Origin of the sequence: Exiguobacterium sp. s128, from assembly GCF_018618815.1 — a bacterium.
Taxonomy (GTDB): Bacteria; Bacillota; Bacilli; order Exiguobacteriales; family Exiguobacteriaceae; genus Exiguobacterium_A; species Exiguobacterium_A antarcticum.
Map to the genome: position 1 here is coordinate 1 of NZ_JACSMT010000057.1, position 14,327 is coordinate 14,327.

Annotated in this window: 14 protein-coding genes, 3 tRNA genes, 1 rRNA gene, 1 other RNA gene and 1 other annotated feature; of the genes, 16 read left to right on the forward strand and 3 right to left on the reverse strand. The window is 46.1% G+C overall.

Features of this window, described 5'->3' with window-relative positions; all coding sequences use genetic code 11:
- Positions 1-220: 220 nt before the first annotated feature.
- Positions 221-1,687, forward strand: a complete 1,467-nt coding sequence (guaB, locus tag KNQ13_RS14565; protein WP_026830492.1) for an IMP dehydrogenase — start codon at positions 221-223, stop codon at positions 1,685-1,687.
- Between the two features lie 63 nt (positions 1,688-1,750).
- On the opposite strand, the gene pdxR is transcribed toward guaB, so the two are convergent.
- On the reverse strand, positions 1,751-3,145 hold the full coding sequence (gene pdxR, locus KNQ13_RS14570; RefSeq protein ID WP_014969067.1) for a MocR-like pyridoxine biosynthesis transcription factor PdxR: 1,395 nt from the start codon (positions 3,143-3,145) through the stop codon (positions 1,751-1,753).
- A gap of 130 nt (positions 3,146-3,275) precedes the next feature.
- Here pdxR and pdxS point away from each other — a divergent pair, with 130 nt between their 5' ends.
- The 8 genes from pdxS to KNQ13_RS14610 all read left to right on the forward strand — a co-directional run bounded on the left by pdxS (position 3,276) and on the right by KNQ13_RS14610 (position 8,688).
- On the forward strand, positions 3,276-4,163 hold the full coding sequence (gene pdxS / locus KNQ13_RS14575) for a pyridoxal 5'-phosphate synthase lyase subunit PdxS (protein WP_026830493.1): 888 nt from the start codon (positions 3,276-3,278) through the stop codon (positions 4,161-4,163).
- Positions 4,157-4,735 carry a pyridoxal 5'-phosphate synthase glutaminase subunit PdxT gene (pdxT, locus tag KNQ13_RS14580; protein WP_026830494.1) on the forward strand — a complete coding sequence of 193 codons (579 nt, stop codon included), beginning with the start codon at positions 4,157-4,159 and terminating at the stop codon, positions 4,733-4,735. Before pdxS ends, pdxT begins: the two co-directional genes overlap by 7 nt.
- 95 nt (positions 4,736-4,830) lie before the next feature.
- Positions 4,831-6,078, forward strand: a complete 1,248-nt coding sequence (locus KNQ13_RS14585) for a D-alanyl-D-alanine carboxypeptidase family protein (protein WP_026830495.1) — start codon at positions 4,831-4,833, stop codon at positions 6,076-6,078.
- Positions 6,079-6,091: 13 nt separating this feature from the next.
- Positions 6,092-6,301, forward strand: a binding site (T-box leader).
- A 61-nt stretch (positions 6,302-6,362) separates the two neighbouring features.
- Positions 6,363-7,640, forward strand: coding sequence for a serine--tRNA ligase (gene serS, locus KNQ13_RS14590; protein ID WP_014969071.1), 1,278 nt, complete (start codon positions 6,363-6,365; stop codon positions 7,638-7,640).
- A gap of 137 nt (positions 7,641-7,777) precedes the next feature.
- Positions 7,778-7,868: transfer RNA gene (locus tag KNQ13_RS14595), tRNA-Ser, on the forward strand.
- A gap of 35 nt (positions 7,869-7,903) precedes the next feature.
- Positions 7,904-7,994: transfer RNA gene (locus KNQ13_RS14600), tRNA-Ser, on the forward strand.
- A 34-nt stretch (positions 7,995-8,028) separates the two neighbouring features.
- Positions 8,029-8,118, forward strand: a tRNA-Ser gene (locus KNQ13_RS14605).
- A gap of 108 nt (positions 8,119-8,226) precedes the next feature.
- Positions 8,227-8,688: a DinB family protein gene (locus tag KNQ13_RS14610; protein WP_209548530.1), complete on the forward strand. Its 462-nt coding sequence runs from the start codon at positions 8,227-8,229 to the stop codon at positions 8,686-8,688.
- A gap of 41 nt (positions 8,689-8,729) precedes the next feature.
- On the opposite strand, the gene KNQ13_RS14615 is transcribed toward KNQ13_RS14610, so the two are convergent.
- Together KNQ13_RS14615 and KNQ13_RS14620 are read right to left on the reverse strand one after the other, a co-directional pair.
- On the reverse strand, positions 8,730-9,407 hold the full coding sequence (locus KNQ13_RS14615) for a deoxynucleoside kinase (RefSeq protein ID WP_014969073.1): 678 nt from the start codon (positions 9,405-9,407) through the stop codon (positions 8,730-8,732).
- Positions 9,404-10,033 (reverse strand): deoxynucleoside kinase, encoded by a 630-nt coding sequence (locus tag KNQ13_RS14620; RefSeq protein WP_014969074.1) that lies wholly within the window; start codon positions 10,031-10,033, stop codon positions 9,404-9,406. The genes KNQ13_RS14615 and KNQ13_RS14620 overlap by 4 nt, the downstream gene beginning before the upstream one ends.
- A 108-nt stretch (positions 10,034-10,141) precedes the next feature.
- Here KNQ13_RS14620 and tadA point away from each other — a divergent pair, with 108 nt between their 5' ends.
- The 7 genes from tadA to KNQ13_RS14655 all read left to right on the forward strand — a co-directional run.
- A complete protein-coding gene (gene tadA, locus KNQ13_RS14625; RefSeq protein ID WP_026830497.1) occupies positions 10,142-10,648 on the forward strand; it encodes a tRNA adenosine(34) deaminase TadA in 507 nt (168 codons plus the stop codon).
- Positions 10,649-10,696: 48 nt separating this feature from the next.
- Positions 10,697-10,963, forward strand: an RNA gene (ffs, locus tag KNQ13_RS14630) — signal recognition particle sRNA large type.
- Positions 10,964-11,058: 95 nt separating this feature from the next.
- Positions 11,059-12,741: a DNA polymerase III subunit gamma/tau gene (gene dnaX, locus KNQ13_RS14635; protein ID WP_014969076.1), complete on the forward strand. Its 1,683-nt coding sequence runs from the start codon at positions 11,059-11,061 to the stop codon at positions 12,739-12,741.
- A 22-nt stretch (positions 12,742-12,763) separates the two neighbouring features.
- Complete coding sequence (locus tag KNQ13_RS14640; protein WP_012368932.1) at positions 12,764-13,084, forward strand: YbaB/EbfC family nucleoid-associated protein; 321 nt, start codon at positions 12,764-12,766, stop codon at positions 13,082-13,084.
- 18 nt (positions 13,085-13,102) lie between these two features.
- The gene (recR, locus tag KNQ13_RS14645; protein WP_026830499.1) at positions 13,103-13,702 is read left to right on the forward strand and encodes a recombination mediator RecR; all 600 of its coding nucleotides are present in this window, start codon (positions 13,103-13,105) and stop codon (positions 13,700-13,702) included.
- Complete coding sequence (locus KNQ13_RS14650; RefSeq protein ID WP_014969078.1) at positions 13,699-13,923, forward strand: YaaL family protein; 225 nt, start codon at positions 13,699-13,701, stop codon at positions 13,921-13,923. The genes recR and KNQ13_RS14650 overlap by 4 nt, the downstream gene beginning before the upstream one ends.
- A gap of 343 nt (positions 13,924-14,266) precedes the next feature.
- A 16S ribosomal RNA gene (locus KNQ13_RS14655) occupies positions 14,267-14,327 on the forward strand; the annotation flags it as partial.

A 14,327-nucleotide genomic window follows, 5' to 3' on the forward strand; every position in this document is an offset into this window, starting at 1 on the left:
GTTAAGCACTTGAACGCCGAAAGTAGTTGGGGGCTTCCCCCTGTGAGGATAGGACGTTGCCAGGCCATTGAAAGGACCGATCTGCATACGCAGGTCGGTTTTTTTGTGTTATGTAAAACTTCTGATTGTTCTGATTATTGGTGGAGTCATTGACATGACACCTCTAGCTTGTTACCATAACATCAATATTCTTTTATAGAAGAGAAAGCGAGTGGATAACATGTGGGAGAACAAATTTGCTAAAGAAGGCTTGACGTTTGATGACGTCTTGCTCGTACCACGTCGTTCAAGTGTCTTACCGCGAGATGTAGATTTATCTGTAACATTATGTGAAGGGATCACGTTGAACATTCCTTTAATCAGTGCTGGAATGGATACTGTGACGGAAGCACCAATGGCGATTGCGATGGCACGCCAGGGTGGGCTCGGTGTCATTCACAAGAATATGTCGATGGAAGACCAGGCAGAGCATGTTGACCGTGTCAAACGTTCTGAGAATGGTGTCATTACAAATCCGTTTTATCTCACACCAGAACGGCAAGTATACGATGCTGAGTATTTAATGAGCAAATACCGCATTTCAGGTGTTCCAATCGTCAATAACGAAACAGAACGAAAACTAGTCGGGATTTTAACGAACCGCGATCTTCGTTTTGTTAAAGATTACTCGACGGTTATCGAAACGGTCATGACGACAGAGGAACTGGTGACGGCTAAAGTGGGCACATCACTAGAAGAAGCCGAGCAAATTCTCCATAAGCATCGAATCGAAAAGTTACCACTCGTTGATGAGAACGGTGTTTTAAAAGGATTGATTACAACAAAGGATATTGAAAAAGTGGAACAATATCCACATGCTGCCAAAGACCCATTTGGTCGTCTGCTTGTCGCAGCGGCTGTTGGTGTCACAAAAGATGCTTCGGTTCGTGCGAAGTTTCTTGTGGATGCTGGTGTGGATGCATTGGTCGTCGATACAGCACATGGTCATTCAGAAGGGGTTCTTGTTAAAGTACGTGAACTTCGTGATGAGTATCCGAACTTGCCAATCATCGCTGGAAACGTGGCAACGGCTGAAGCGACACGTGATTTGATCGAAGCCGGTGCATCGGTCATCAAAGTGGGTATTGGACCAGGGTCGATTTGTACGACACGTGTCGTTGCTGGAGTAGGTGTTCCACAAATCACAGCGGTCTTTGATTGTGCGACAGAAGCTCGTAAACATGGTATCTCGATCATTGCAGATGGTGGAATCAAGTATTCCGGTGACATCGTCAAGGCACTTGCAGCAGGAGGACATGCTGTCATGTTAGGTAGCCTCCTCGCAGGTGTGGAAGAAAGCCCGGGAGAAATGGAAATTTATCAAGGGCGTCAGTTCAAGACGTATCGTGGTATGGGATCGGAAGCCTCGATGAAACGAGGAAGTCAGGATCGTTATTTCCAAGAAGCGGATAAGAAGTTCGTTCCAGAAGGAATTGAAGGTCGTGTCGCGTATCGTGGGAAACTAGGAGACTCTGTCTATCAACTCGTCGGAGGGATTCGTTCAGGTATGGGGTATTGTGGTTCTGCTTCACTCGAAGAGTTACGTGAAGAAACACAGTTCATCCGTATGACGGGAGCCGGCTTACAAGAGAGTCATCCCCACGATATTCAAATCACAAAAGAAGCATCCAACTATACACGTCAATAATTCAAAACCCTGTCGACCAAAATTGGTCACAGGGTTTTTTTGTGGATAAGGTTGTGGATAACCTTATCGCAACTGCCACGCAGCAACGAGTTCAGCCAGTCCGCGTTCTAACGACTGTTCGGTCAAGCTTGCAAATCCTAAGACGATCTGTGGATAGGTTGTGGATAACGGTAATTGGGCATAATCGGATAAACCATAGACTCGGATGGATGCGTCCTTCGCACGTTGGAGTAACTCTTGTTCGCTCATCCCGTTCGAGACGGAAACGACGACGTGAAGTCCCGCACTTTCACCGGTTAATCGCAAAAACGGAATATCCCGTAACGAGTGGACAACAACATCAAGTTTACGGCGATAGATTTTTCGCATCCGATTTAAATGTTTCTCAAAGTCGCCTTCTTTCATGAAACGGGTCAGAATCGTCTGATCAAACCGCGATACGCTGCACGTATAATAAGGAAATTCCGTCTGATACCGTTCTAAGAGAAGACGGGGTAAAACCATGTATCCAATCCGCAAAGAAGGCATTAACGATTTCGAAAACGTGCTGACATAAATCACCCGCTCGCTGTCCATGCTATGCAAAGAGGGAATTGATTTTCCGCTATATCGAAATTCACTATCATAGTCATCCTCAATGATATAGCGTGTATCGGATTCAGACGCCCAGTTGAGTAATTGACGGCGTCGGTTAACCGATAAAATACTGCCGGAAGGAAATTGATGGGCCGGTGTCACGTACATGATATCAGCGTTACTCTCAACAAGTGCCCGGATCGTCAAGCCATTTTGGTCGACAGGAATCGGTAGGGTTATCCGTTCATGACTTTCAAGAATCAGTCGAGTCGCATGATACCCCGGATCTTCAATACCGTATGTGGTCCCTTTTCCTAATAAGAAGATGATTTGAGGCAATAACTGTTCCACACCCGATCCAATGATGATTTGTTCTGGAGAACAGACGACACCACGCGAATGATAGAGATAGGTCGCAATTTCAATGCGTAACGATAAGTCACCTTGAGGATGTCCGAGCGATACTAACGATTGATGCTGTTCATCAATGACATCCTTGGCGTGTTTTCGCCAACGGGAGAAGGGAAACGATGAACCATCGATTTTACTTGGATGGAAATCGTACCGCATGACGGGTTGCTCGCTCACACGTTGGCTCGTCATCAAGGGTGCCGTTTTGACATAAGCCAGTTCTTCGTATGCCAAAACAAAGTAACCTTTTCGTGAAATCGATTCGACGTATCCTTCGGCAACGAGTTGTTGATAAGCGAGTTCAATCGTCGTTTGACTGAGATTCAAAAACTGACCGAGCTTTCGTTTGGATGGTAATTTTGTCCCGTAAGCAAGACGTCCTTCGATGATTTCCTGACGGATTTGTTGATAGAGCTGTTCATACAACGGACGATGACCGTCGCGGACCAACTCAAACGATAACATGTCCATGATGTATCCCCTTTTTAACTGACCTTGTCAATTCATCATAAACTGATACTTTTAAAATAGTCAACCGAGAATATACTAAGAAGTATCACCGGTTAAAACCAACATACTTTTTAAGGGGGAATTACACATGATGGAACGACAACAAGGATCAGATCGTGTAAAGCGGGGAATGGCAGAAATGCAGAAGGGTGGCGTCATCATGGATGTCGTCAACGCGGAACAAGCTAAAATCGCAGAGGCTGCTGGCGCCGTCGCTGTCATGGCGCTCGAACGGGTGCCATCCGATATTCGCCGGGATGGCGGAGTGGCACGGATGGCAGATCCTCGCATCACGGAAGAGGTCTTACATGCAGTATCGATTCCAGTCATGGCGAAATGCCGAATCGGACATATCGTCGAAGCCCGGATTCTTGAATCCTTAGGGGCAGATTTCATTGATGAAAGTGAAGTGCTGACACCAGCCGATGAAGAATACCATCTGTTGAAATCAACGTTTACCGTTCCTTTTGTCTGTGGAGCCCGCGATTTAGGGGAAGCGGCACGACGGATTGCAGAAGGTGCTGCGATGATCCGAACGAAAGGGGAACCTGGCACGGGAAACGTTGTCGAAGCCGTCCGCCATATGCGAAAGATCCAAAGTCAATTGAATCAGATTTTGCATACACAGCCAGATGAGCTGATGACACGAGCGAAAGAGTGGGGAGCGCCTTACGAAGTCTTGCAACAGATTCAAGCAGCCGGTCGCCTTCCTGTCGTCAATTTTGCAGCAGGTGGAATTGCGACACCTGCTGACGCAGCATTAATGATGCACCTCGGAGCAGACGGTGTCTTCGTCGGTTCAGGTATCTTTAAATCGGAGCATCCGGAACGTGTTGCGAAAGCAATCGTCGAAGCCGTTACCTATAAGGATGATTTCGAACGGATCGCTTATTTATCGAAGGGGCTCGGGACAGCGATGAAAGGCATCGACGTCACATCGATGCCATTCGAGGAACGGATGGCACCACGCGGATGGTGATCGGTATATTAGGTGTCCAAGGTGCTGTTCGGGAGCATCAAGAAATGCTTCAGGCACTCGACGTCGACACGGTCATCGTCAAGTCGGCAACTGATCTAGAAACAATCGACGGTTTAGTTTTGCCAGGTGGTGAGTCGACGACGATGCGACGATTGATTGATCGATACGATCTGTTTGACCTCTTATGCGAAAAAGTTGGGACGTTACCGATGTTCGGGACATGTGCCGGGATGATCTTACTGGCGACCGAACTAAGTCAAGGTACGGCTCATCTCAAAGGGATTCCAATGACGGTAAGACGAAATGCTTTTGGCCGCCAAGTCGATAGTTTTGAAACACGGCTTCCAATCGAAAGGATCGGGAGCGATATCGAAGCGGTTTTCATTCGTGCTCCTTATGTGGAACGAATTGGAGAGGGTGTTCGGGTACTGGCAACAGTCTCGGATGCAGTTGTCGCCGTTGAAACGGATTTGCACCTGGCCTGCTCCTTCCATCCTGAACTGACGACAGATACACGGCTTCACCGTTATTTCATTCAAAAAATCAAACAGCGTCAAACTATTTCTGTATGAGAAGAACCCTAAGAGGAACCGACAGTTTTTCAACTGTCGGTTCCTTTTTTTGTGCTACACTAAAAAGACATAACATCAGTTGAAGGAGAGGACCGATGAAACGTTTTTTCACACTCTTCTTGAGTGCCCTGCTACTGACGACAAGTTTGTTTCCTGTGACAAGCTATGCCGATACTCCGGCAATCAAGGCAGAATCCTACATAATGGTTGACGCCGTGACAGGGAAGGTTTTATTAGCGGAAGAAGCCGATTTGTCGTTACCTCCGGCTTCAATGACAAAGTTGATGACACTTTATTTAGTCCGTCAACAGATTGAACAAAAAAAATTATCGTGGAGTCAGACTGTCAAACCAAGTGCCAGAGTATTGAAACTGGCAGAAACGGAAGGGATTGCCCGTCTTCCGGTAAAAAAGACCTCGTATACGATTCGTGAACTCTATGACGCCGCCTTCATTAAATCGGCCAATGATGCCGCCGTTTTGCTGGCAGAAGTCGTCAGCGGAACGGAAAAGAAGTTTGTCGAACAGATGAATGCGACTGCCCGGTCGCTCGGGATGAAAGATACCGAGTATGCCAATGCCTCCGGATTAGACGCTGTCGATGCGACGTTACCCGGAGCGAATCTGATGACGGCGATGGATATCGCACTTTTGATCATCCGCTACATTCAAGCATATCCTGACGTACTGGATGTCACCAAACGTTCTACGATGATAATCAACGGGACGAAAATCGAGAATTCGAATAAGATGTTGGCACGCCAACCATATGCCTATACGGGCATGCGTGGTATGAAAACAGGGACGACGGATCTTGCCGGTTACTGTTTTGCAAGTGTCGCGACACGAGGGAATTTGACACTGGTGTCGGTCGTGATGCGCACGACATCGGACAAAGCTCGTTTTACAGAAACAAAAAAATTACTCGATTACGGTTTTTCCTCTTTTGAACCGCTGACGTATTACGGAAAAGGGGAATCCATCAAACGTGTGTTACCAATCAAAGGGGCAGAACGATTGAACCATGATGTCGTGACAGAAACGTCGTTATACGTCACGGTTTCGAAAAAGCAGGCAGGACAACATCCACCGGTCTTTCATTTCTCGAAAACAGATGCGCCAGTCAAACAGGGAGAAGCGATTGGTACGGTTCAGGTTGAAGATACTGGATTGTATCTACCAGGTTTTACTGTACCGCAGACCGTTTTATACAGTGCTGAGAAAATCGAGTTAGCGAGTTTTCAGACCCGGTTATTCCGTGCGATATCTGCTTGGTCTGAAAAAATAAGCCAAGCGATTCATAAACCAACCCTTGTCAATCTTAAAGGAGATAGTGTAAAGTAAAGCTAATCTCATACATGATGTCATGAACGGACCAAGTAAAGGTGTTTATTCTGTTAAGAGAGCTAGTGGATGGTGCGAACTAGTCAGAAGGATACTTCGAATCGAGCCGGATCACACACCTTGCGAACAAGGTGCGGGTACGCCCGTTATCGCGTCTTTAGAGTTGGCTAGTGAAACTAGCAATGAGGGTGGCAACGCGGATCCAAGGTGATTCGTCCCTCTTCGGTTTTTGAACCGGAGAGGGATGGATTGCCTTTTTTTATTGAAAAAAAGGAGGAAGAAACATGATTGATATTAAACGGTTACGTCAGGATTTTGATGCGATTCAAGAAAAGCTCGCCCACCGAGGTGAAGATTTGACGGACATGAATCGTTTTATCCCACTCGATGAAAAGCGCCGGGAACTGATTGCAAAAACAGAAGTCCTCAAAGCCGAACGGAATGAGGCGACGAAAAAAATCGCAGAACTCAAACGGAACAAAGAAAACGCAGATGAGGCCATCGCTGCGATGCGTCAAGTCGGGGAAGAAGTCAAGGCGCTCGATGACGAGTTACGCGAAGTCGAAGCAACACTTAACTTGTTATTGCTAGGTATTCCGAACATTCCCCATGACAGCGTTCCGATTGGTTCTTCGGAAGATGATAATGTCGTCATTCGGGAAGTCGGTGAAAAACCAGCCTTTGATTTTGAAGCGGTTCCCCATTGGGATTTGATGGAGCAATTGAAAATCGTTGACGTCGAACGGGCAGGGAAAGTGACGGGAAGCCGGTTTGTGTTCTATCGTGGAGCCGGTGCTCGCCTCGAACGCGCATTGATCAACTTCATGATGGATCTCCATCAAGATAAAAATGGGTATACGGAAATCTTGCCGCCACTCATGGTCAACCGGGATTCTATGACAGGAACCGGACAACTTCCGAAATTCGAAGAGGATGCGTTCAAAGTCGAAGACACGAACTACTTCCTCGTTCCGACAGCAGAAGTACCGGTCACGAACATGCACCGGGAAGAAATTTTGTCAGCCGACCAGTTACCGATTGGTTATGCCGCATACAGCCAATGTTTCCGCTCTGAAGCAGGTTCTGCCGGTCGTGATACACGTGGCTTGATCCGTCAACACCAATTCAATAAAGTGGAACTTGTTCGTTTCGTCAAACCAGAAGAATCATACGAACAGCTTGAGTTATTGACAGGGCAAGCAGAAGACGTCTTGAAATTACTTAAACTGCCTTATCAAGTGCTCAGCATGTGTACAGCGGATCTTGGTTTCACGGCAGCGAAGAAATATGACATCGAAGTGTGGATGCCAAGTCAAGGCGTCTATCGTGAAATTTCTTCTTGTTCAAACTTTGAAGATTTCCAGGCACGTCGGGCACAAATTCGTTTCCGCCGGGAAGCGAACGGAAAACCAGAATTCGTTCATACGTTAAACGGATCTGCCTTAGCCGTTGGTCGGACAGTCGCAGCAATCCTTGAGAATTACCAGCAAGCGGATGGGTCAGTTGTTATTCCAGAAGTACTTCGTCCATACATGGGTGGACTTGAAGTCATTCAAGCATAAGTCAGGGAGGGGAGATTTTCCCCTTCTAATTTTTAAAAAAGTTTTTTTAGAAAAAGACTTTACACAATAAAACCAAGATGCTATCATAGTTTATGTCAGGAAGGCGCTTGTGCAACACAACGCTCGATTATAAGTATGGAGGCGTACTCAAGTGGTTTAAGAGAACGGTCTTGAAAACCGTCAGGCGGCGAAAGCCGTGCGTGGGTTCGAATCCCACCGCCTCTTCCATTTATTTTTTTTTATCTGAAAACTACATTTAACTTGGAGGCGTACTCAAGTGGTTTAAGAGAACGGTCTTGAAAACCGTCAGGCGGCGAAAGCCGTGCGTGGGTTCGAATCCCACCGCCTCTTCCATTTCTTTTTTTTTACCTAAAATTACATTTAATATGGAGTCGTACCCAAGCCCGGCTGAAGGGGACGGACTCGAAATCCGTTAGGGGTCGTAAGGCCCGCGTGGGTTCGAATCCCACCGACTCCGCTTATATATAAGCATCTCACGTTTTTTGTGAGATGCTTTTTTGTTGCTTCAAGGGAGAGGGGCGTGCTATGTTTTCCTACATCTCAAATAGCAGAAGGAGAACTTATCATGACGATTACAAAACAAACCTTACTCACCCACTATCAAGAAACGATTGACTTCGTTCGTGAGCTTGACCACATACCGGAAGAAACATGGCGGACACCCTACGCTGAAGGGAAATGGACGGTCGCTGAGATCGTTGGACACTTATCACCGTGGGATCGCTTCATCGTCGCGGAACGTTTACCGTATGTACTAGCGAATGAATCGTTCGAGGTGACACCGGACAGTCAGGCGGTCAATGAAGAAGCGGCAAAAATGAGCCGGGAACAGCAACGGATTTTAACGATTGATGAATTTTTAGTCAGCCGCGATCGCTTGCGTGTTGCCGTCGACTTGATTCCGGAAGACCGTTTGACGGATACGTTTACGTCGAAAGGCAAAACGATTTCACTTCTTGATTTTTTAGGGGCAATGATGCAACACGACCTTCATCATCAAGCACAAATTGAACAAGTCACCGCTTGACAACAAAAGCCCGTTGACGGATTCGTCAACGGGCTTTTGTATTAGCGGATCTTCGCAATCCGTGCAACTTCAAGTTGCTTGTCGATTTTTGATAAAATCCGTTCAATTGATTCCGGTTCGTTTAACAGATCGTACTCATCGATCGACAAACGGAGGACAGGACAGATCGTAAAGTTGTTGATCCAGTTTGTATACCGCTCATACATCTCTTCCCAATACTCGATTGGTGTCTGTTGCTCCATCTCACGTCCACGGAGACGAATGCGCTCCAAGACCTGTTCGAATGAACCTTCGAGATAAATCAACAAATCCGGATGCGGGAAAAACGGCGTCATGACCATCGCGTCAAACAGACTTGAGTAGGTCTCATAGTCTGTTGGTGACATCGTTCCTTTTTCGAAGTGCATCTTCGCGAAAATGCCTGTATCTTCGTAAATCGAACGGTCTTGAATGAAACCCCCACCGTATTGGAAGATTTTCTTTTGTTCCTTAAACCGTTCTGCCAAGAAGTAGATCTGCAAGTGGAAGCTCCACCGCTCGAAATCATGGTAGAATTTATCGAGATAAGGGTTTGTATCGACTTTTTCAAGAGATGTCCGGAAACCAAGTGAGTCTGCTAGACCGTTCGTGATCGTCGATTTACCGATACCGACCATTCCACCAATCGTGATGACGGCATCTGCCGGGATGTTATACTTTTCGCGTAACTTCGAGTTCATGCGTGGTTCGCTCCTTCATATAATTCATTGCGGATCTTTGTCAGGACGTAATCTAAATCTTCCGGACGTTTGACGAAGTCGAGTTCATCTCCGTTAAATCGAATGACTTTTACTTCTGGATGTTTTAACTGATAGTCTGTGACGAACGTTTCGTAGTCAGCTGCGAGTTGTTCGAGATAGGCACGTGACATGTTTTCTTCAATCTCACGCCCTCGCAACGCAACACGTTTCATCAACGTATCGATGCTCGCATCTAGATAGATGACGGCATCCGGTTTTGGCATATCCGTCGTCAGGATTGAATAAATTTGTTCGTATTTATCAATATGTTCGACTTTTAGAGAACGATGGGCAAAAATGAGATTTTTAAAGATATGATAATCAGCGACGACAGAGCGTTGCTTGCTAAGATAGTGACGGTCGATGTCATCGAGTTGCTTAAAGCGATTACACAAGAAGAACATTTCCGTTTGGAAACTCCATTCTTCGATGTCTTCATAGAACTTTCCAAGAAAGGGATTTTCTTCGACGATTTCGCGTAACATAGAAAATGAGAAATGGTGACTGATGGCGTTTGCAAGTGAAGTTTTGCCAACACCAATTGGTCCTTCAACCGTTATGAACATATTCAATTACCCTCCGTTCAGCAAAGTGCAATTTATATTTTAGCACAAAGAAGCGGCACCTGCCGAAGTTTCAAGGAGAGAATTTTTGTAAAGATAGGAAGTGTGAAGATGGAACGGCATGAATACTATATGCGTCTTGCAATGCAGGAGGCAAAAAAAGCGGAAGCAATCGGTGAAGTTCCGATTGGTTGCGTCATCGTCAAAGGAGACGAGGTCATTGCTTCCGGTTACAACCACCGTGAAACGAATCATCAAGCGACGGCTCATGCAGAATTATTGGCGATTGAAGCAGCATGCGAGAAGCTCGCCAACTGGCGTCTGGAAGGGTGTGAGCTTTACGTAACACTCGAACCATGTCCGATGTGTGCCGGAGCTATCATGCTGTCGCGGATTGAACATGTCATCTTTGGTGCGGTCGATCCTAAAGGAGGATGCTGTGGAACATTGATGAATCTTGTGCAGGATGATCGATTCAACCATGTCTCACAGTTGACCGGTGGTATCCTTGAACAGGAGTGTGGTGAGATGCTGACCTCGTTTTTCCGGGAGCTCCGGGCGAAAAAGAAACAACAGAAACGGGCAATGGGTTGCAACGCAACGAATGAAACAGTATAATGAAAAAGCACTCGAAACAAGTGCCACTAAAATACGATAAACCATTTGCCGTGCTAGGTGGGGATGTAGCGGTTCCCTGTCACTCGCAATCCGCTATAGCGAGACTGAATTCCATATCGAGGGATAGGATTGGTGTGGTCTGCCTTACGTAAGTAGCGTTGACGTCTGAGTCCTGCGCAACAGATACCCATGAACCAGGTCAGGTCCGGAAGGAAGCAGCCTTAAGTGGTGCTCTCTGTGTGCCGCGGGAGTGCTTGGACTGAGCAGGCTGCGTGAGTAACGCATGTTGAACCTATTTCAGAATATGGTGCGCGGCAGTTTAATTTTAGATAACAAGTCTACAGCCGGTTCCGGTTGTAGACTTTTTTAGGTAGAATAGAGTCAGGATCATAAAAAAAGGAGGCGCAAATTTGGCCTATCAAGCATTATATCGTGTGTACCGGCCGCAACGTTTTGATGAAGTCGTGGGACAAGCTCATATCACCCGGACGATTCAAAACGCCTTGATGGAACAACGGATGTCGCATGCCTATCTGTTTTCCGGACCACGTGGGACGGGGAAAACGAGCCTGGCAAAAATCATTGCCAAGGCAATCAACTGTGAACAAGCACCTGTAAATGAACCATGTAACGAGTGCCCGACGTGTCGAGCGATTACGGAAGGTTCAAGTCCGGACGTCTTTGAGATTGACGCGGCATCGAATAACGGTGTCGATGAGATTCGAGAGATCCGGGACAAGGTCAAATATCCACCGTCCGAAGCAGCCTACAAAGTGTACATCATCGATGAAGTGCATATGTTATCGACCGGTGCTTTTAACGCTTTACTAAAGACGTTAGAAGAGCCGCCTGCCCATGCGATCTTCATCTTGGCGACGACAGAACCGCATAAGATACCGGCGACGATCATTTCGCGCTGTCAACGTTTTGACGTCAAGCGTCATGAAGTTGATCAATTGATGGAACGGATGCAGTACATCTTATCGGATCAAACGATTGGTTATACCGAAACGGCGTTACGCTTAATTGCTAGGGCCGCGGATGGTGGGATGCGGGATGCGTTAAGTTTACTGGATCAAGCCGTCGCTTTTTCGAATGGTGATCTAACGGATGCGGCTGTACTCGAAGTGACGGGCGCAGTGGAGGACGAGGCATTGCTTGCTGTCGCAAACGCCTTACAGGCACATCAAGTCGATCAACTTCTACAAACACTTGAAAAAATGCAACGGGCCGGGAAAGATTTAAAACGATTTGTGGAAGATTTGGTATTCTTCTACCGGGATACGCTGTTACTCAAAACGTCACCGACGGCAGTTGACCTCCTAGAGCGAGCCCGTCCGACGGAAGCATTTAAAACATTTGTCGAGACGATTGAGACGGAAACGTGTTTCCACATCATCGAACAGCTGCATGATTGTCAGCAACAGATGCGTTTAACGAACCATCCACGTGTTCTAGTTGAAATTGCCTTCATTCAGATTGCTGAACAGGGGCGAACGACAGGACAAATCGTTCAGACCTTACAACAAGAAGTCCGGGAACTAAAAGAACAGATGCATCAATTGAAAGTATCGGGTGTACCTGCTGCTGAAAATACACCTGCTCAACCGGTCAAACGAAAGCAGGCACGACCGACTGTCCGGATTGCCAAGGAACGGATCAGACAAATGTTGAGCCGAGCGGAAAAGGCGCAGCTTCTTGAAATTCAGGAACGTTGGGATGCCATTTTGAAATTAATCTTGAAGCAGGACGGACCGATCTATTCCTTAGTCCACGAAAGTAAACCGGTTTTATGTTCAGGGGATACGTTGTTGATTGAATTCGATAACGGTAAAGGGTGGCATTTTGAACAGGTCATGACGAATGAGCGGACACGTTTCGTCATCGAAGAAGCCTTGTTTGAAGTCTGTGGCGTCAAACGTCAAATTCTTGCGATTCTCGATAATGACTGGAAAGAACTAAAAGCAGAGTTTGTTGCGAAACGAAATAGTAGTAATATAGAAGAGAAAGAAGTAGCCGTCGAATCGGAAGAAGATCGGCTGTTGTCCGAGACGCTCGGACGATTTGGTGATATCGTAGAATTTGAAGACTAATCTTACTTGAGGAGGAACAATTATGCGCGGTATGGGAAACATGAACAACATGATGAAACAAATGCAAAAGATGCAAAAAGATATGGCGAAAGCTCAAGAAGAGTTAAAGGATTTGACGGTTACGGGAACAGCTGGAGGCGAAATGGTCTCAGTCGTAGCTGACGGACACAAAAATATCATCGATGTCATCATCAAAGAAGAAGTCGTGGATCCAGATGATGTTGAAATGATTCAGGACTTGGTTCTTGCTGCGACGAACGATGCCTTGAAGAAAGTGGATGAACTCGTTTCAAGTAAGATGGGTAAATTTACACAAGGGATGAACATGCCGGGAATGTTTTAAACTGTAGGGGGAAATGAATTGCAATATCCTGAAGCAATCAGCCGTTTGATTGAAAGTTTCACGAAGTTACCAGGGATTGGTCCGAAAACGGCTGTTCGTCTTGCCTTCCATGTCTTAGATATGGAAGAAGACGATGTGTTGATGTTCGGAAAAGCACTGGTGAGTGCGAAACGAGATATTTCTTATTGTAGTATCTGTGGAAACATCACAGATAAAGATCCCTGTTACGTCTGTTCCGACAAACACCGTAATCGGACAATTGTTTGTGTCGTTCAAGATTCACGTGATGTCATCGCAATGGAAAAAATGCGTGATTATCAAGGGTTGTATCATGTCCTACATGGAGCAATCAGTCCAATGGAAGGAATCGGACCGGAAGACATCAATGTGTCGAGCTTATTGACACGTCTCCAAGCGGACGAAGAGATTACAGAGATCATATTGGCGACGAACCCGAATATCGAAGGGGAAGCGACTGCGATGTATCTTTCTCGATTATTGAAACCAACGGGCATTCGCGTCACTCGGATTGCACATGGTCTTCCTGTTGGTGGCGATCTAGAGTATGCGGACGAAGTCACGTTGTCTCGTGCTATGGAGGGAAGACGGGAGTTATGAGCTGGTTTCGAAAAAAAATCCGAAACGAATATGATGAACGTTTTCTTCGGGAACTGTCTCAAGCAAAAGAGAACTATCTTATGAAACGTCATTTGCTTGAAATCAGTTATGATGATCATGGTGAGCTCGAAGCTCAAATGAAACTGGCTGAATCTCTATATTACTTCTATATCAGAGAAGCGAAAAAAAGACGTGTCTCATTAACGACTTTACGATCATAAAGAAACCGAAGAGGCGATCGCCTTTATTTCTAGGCGATCGCCTCTTTTTATTCTTTTTGAAATTATTTTAGTAAAAGAGTTGTCAAGATGTAACTATCGTGGTATATTAATTCTTGTCCTTAAGAGGACGAGCGCACTGCGGGAAACAAGAAAAAAACTTCTTTTGAAAAGTTGTTGACTTATTGTTTCAGACTTGGTATTCTAATTGAGTCGCCAAAACAGGCGCGGACGAACTTTGAAAACTGAACGATGAGGCAAAAAACGTATCTTCGGATACAAACAATGAATGAAGCGCAAGCTTCGTCAACGTGACTTCGGTCACAACAACGAGCAAGTCAAACACTTTATGGAGAGTTTGATCCTGGCTCAGGACGAACGCTGGCGGCGTGCCTAATACATGCAAG